Annotated in this window: 3 protein-coding genes; 1 reads left to right on the top strand and 2 read right to left on the bottom strand. The window is 60.2% G+C overall.

Features of this window, described 5'->3' with window-relative positions:
- Both ACXRVY_RS23570 and ACXRVY_RS23565 read right to left on the bottom strand, forming a co-directional pair.
- Positions 1-552, bottom strand: a 552-nt coding sequence (locus ACXRVY_RS23570; RefSeq protein ID WP_458238380.1) for a phosphotransferase, incomplete at its 3' end; no start/stop codon positions are given.
- Between the two features lie 60 nt (positions 553-612).
- Entirely contained in the window at positions 613-900 is a 288-nt protein-coding gene (locus ACXRVY_RS23565) for a DUF2782 domain-containing protein (protein ID WP_223459216.1), read from the bottom strand.
- Positions 901-974: 74 nt separating this feature from the next.
- Here ACXRVY_RS23565 and ACXRVY_RS23560 point away from each other — a divergent pair.
- The coding region (locus ACXRVY_RS23560) for a 5'-3' exonuclease H3TH domain-containing protein (protein ID WP_458238379.1) at positions 975-2608 on the top strand (1634 nt) is incomplete at its 3' end.

Below are 2608 nucleotides of genomic sequence, written 5' to 3'. Positions count from 1 at the left end.
CGGCAGTGCCAGGATTTTTTCCTTCTGCCGGGTGATTTCTTCCAGCGCCCGTTGCAGCAGGTCTTTCTGCTCGGCACCGAGGTGCGAGAGGAACTGCGTGCCCTCTTCCAGCATCCAGTCCAGGCCGCGATCGGTTTTACGCTTGATCATATTGGCCTGGGTCGCCAGGTGCAGATGACCGAGCAACTCACCGACCTGCGCGCAATGTTGCGCGTTGGCATGCTTGATGTGCTTGCCGGCCAGACGCGGTTGCAGCAACGCAGGTTTGCCCGCCAGTTCGCGCAAGGCCACGCCGTCGGTGGTGCGCAAGGCGTAAGGCACCGGCAGGTCGGCGCCGTGCAGCACGTCGAGCAGTTCGATGAAGAACGGCATTTCCTGAACCGGACCGCGCTCGACCAGGGTCAGGACAAATTCGCCCTGCTCCAGGCTGATAAAGAAATTGGTGTTTTCGCTACCGGCGGCAATCCCCTGGAAATCAAGCAGGCGGCCGAGGCCATAAGGGGCGAGAAAAGTTTCCAGCTCGGGCCGAGCCAGGGGGGTGAACACAGACATGTTTAAGCTGCCAGTACGGGCGCCGCTGTTGAGCCAGCGCCGATTAAAGTTAGGGACGACTTACCACTTAAAAATTTCCCACGCCGGAATCAGCATATCCGGGTAGTCGGAGCGGATGAAGTTTCCTTCCGAGCCATCCGCGCGCACCAGGAAATACGGCTTGCCGCCTTTTGGCGTGACTTTGATCGCATACAGGAAGCCGTTTTGGCGATATTCCTGAATGAGCTTGTCCCCTTCCGTACGAATGGTGACATCCGGTTCCGGCGATGGCGCATCGTCCGCCGCCATGACGGCCAATGGTGCGATTGCAAACAATCCAGCCAGCAACAGGCGATTTAGTGTGCGCATGATAACCTTGTCCCTTTGTCGTCAACGGTCCCGCTATTCTAGCGCCGGACCCGCCGAAAAGGTTGATCCTGCTCATGAGCCAAGCCCCCCTCGTCCTGGTGGACGGTTCTTCTTACCTGTACCGCGCCTTTCACGCGCTGCCGCCGCTGACCACGTCCAAAGGCCTGCCGACCGGCGCGGTCAAGGGCGTCTTGAACATGCTCAAGAGCCTGCGCAAGCAGTATCCGGACAGTCCGTTCGCCGTGGTGTTCGACGCCAAGGGTGGGACTTTTCGCGATGACATGTACGCAGAATACAAGGCTAACCGTCCGAGCATGCCTGACGACATGCGCGTGCAGATCGAGCCGCTGCACCAGAGCGTGATCGYCCTGGGCTTCCCGCTGCTGTGCGTCGAAGGCGTCGAGGCCGATGACGTGATCGGCACCCTGGCCCGCAGTAGCGCGGCGGCGGATCGTCCGGTGATCATCTCCACCGGTGACAAGGACATGGCGCAACTGGTCGACGGTCACATTACCTTGGTCAATACCATGACCGGTAGCAGCATGGATGTGGAGGGCGTGAAGGAGAAATTCGGCGTCGCTCCCGAGCAGATCATCGATTATCTGGCGCTCATGGGCGATTCGTCCGACAACATTCCGGGTGTTCCGGGTATCGGTCCCAAGACCGCGTCCGGCCTGCTGGTGGGTGTGAACGGCGGCCTGACCGAACTCTATGCGCAACTCGACATCGTGCCGACCCTGCCGATTCGTGGCGCCAAGACCCTGCCGGCCAAGCTTGAAGAGCACAAGGAGATGGCTTTCCTTTCCTATCAGCTGGCGACCATCAAGATCGACGTGCCGCTGGACGTTGGGCTCGACGACTTGCAAATGGGTCCTGAAGATCCGGCCAAACTCTACGAGCTGTACACCCTGCTGGAATTCAAGAGCTGGCTGAACGACCTTGATCGCGACGCCAAACGCCTGGAACTGAGCGCTGCCGCCGAGCCTGCACCGGCCGCCGATCTGTTCAGCGAGCCAGAGCCCGAAGCACCAGCCGCTGCTGCTGAAGCTGCCTATGAAACCATCCTCGATCAGGCGCGTTTCGATGCCTGGCTGGAAAAACTGAACAACGCCAAGCTGTTTGCCTTCGACACCGAAACCACCGGCATCGATGCGCAGCAGGCACGACTGGTGGGCCTGTCATTCGCGGTTCAGGCCAACGAAGCGGCCTACATCCCGTTGACCCATTCCTACATCGGCGTGCCGCAACAGCTGGACCGCGACACTGTTCTGCGTGCGCTCAAGCCGATTCTGGAGGACCCGAACAAACTCAAGGTCGGCCAGCACGCCAAGTTCGACATGAACATCCTGGCCAACTGCGCCATCGGCGGCGATCAGGACAACGGCATTACCGTACGCGGCATCGCCTTCGACACCATGCTCGAGTCCTACGTGCTCAACTCCACGGCCACGCGCCATGACATGGACAGCCTGGCGCAGAAGTACCTGGACCACACCACGGTGAGTTTCCAGGACATCGCCGGCAAAGGCGTGAAACAACTGACGTTCGATCAGATCGCCCTGGAGCAGGCCGGGCCTTACGCCGCCGAAGATGCGGATATCACCTTGCGTCTGCACCAGACTCTCTTCGAAAAACTTTCGGCCATTCCAAGTCTGGCCAGCGTGCTGACCGACATCGAAATGCCGCTGGTGCCGGTGCTGGCGCGCAT

It is taken from the genome of Pseudomonas sp. P5_A2_2 (assembly GCF_054177685.1).
The sequence above is the reverse complement of the archived record's forward strand: the minus strand, read 5'-3'. Positions and strand labels throughout refer to the sequence as shown.

Excerpts from the sequence above, each read along its gene's own strand:
- ACXRVY_RS23565 (WP_223459216.1), bottom strand. The coding sequence starts at position 900 with ATGCGCACACTAAATCGCCTGTTGCTGGCTGGATTGTTTGCAATCGCA.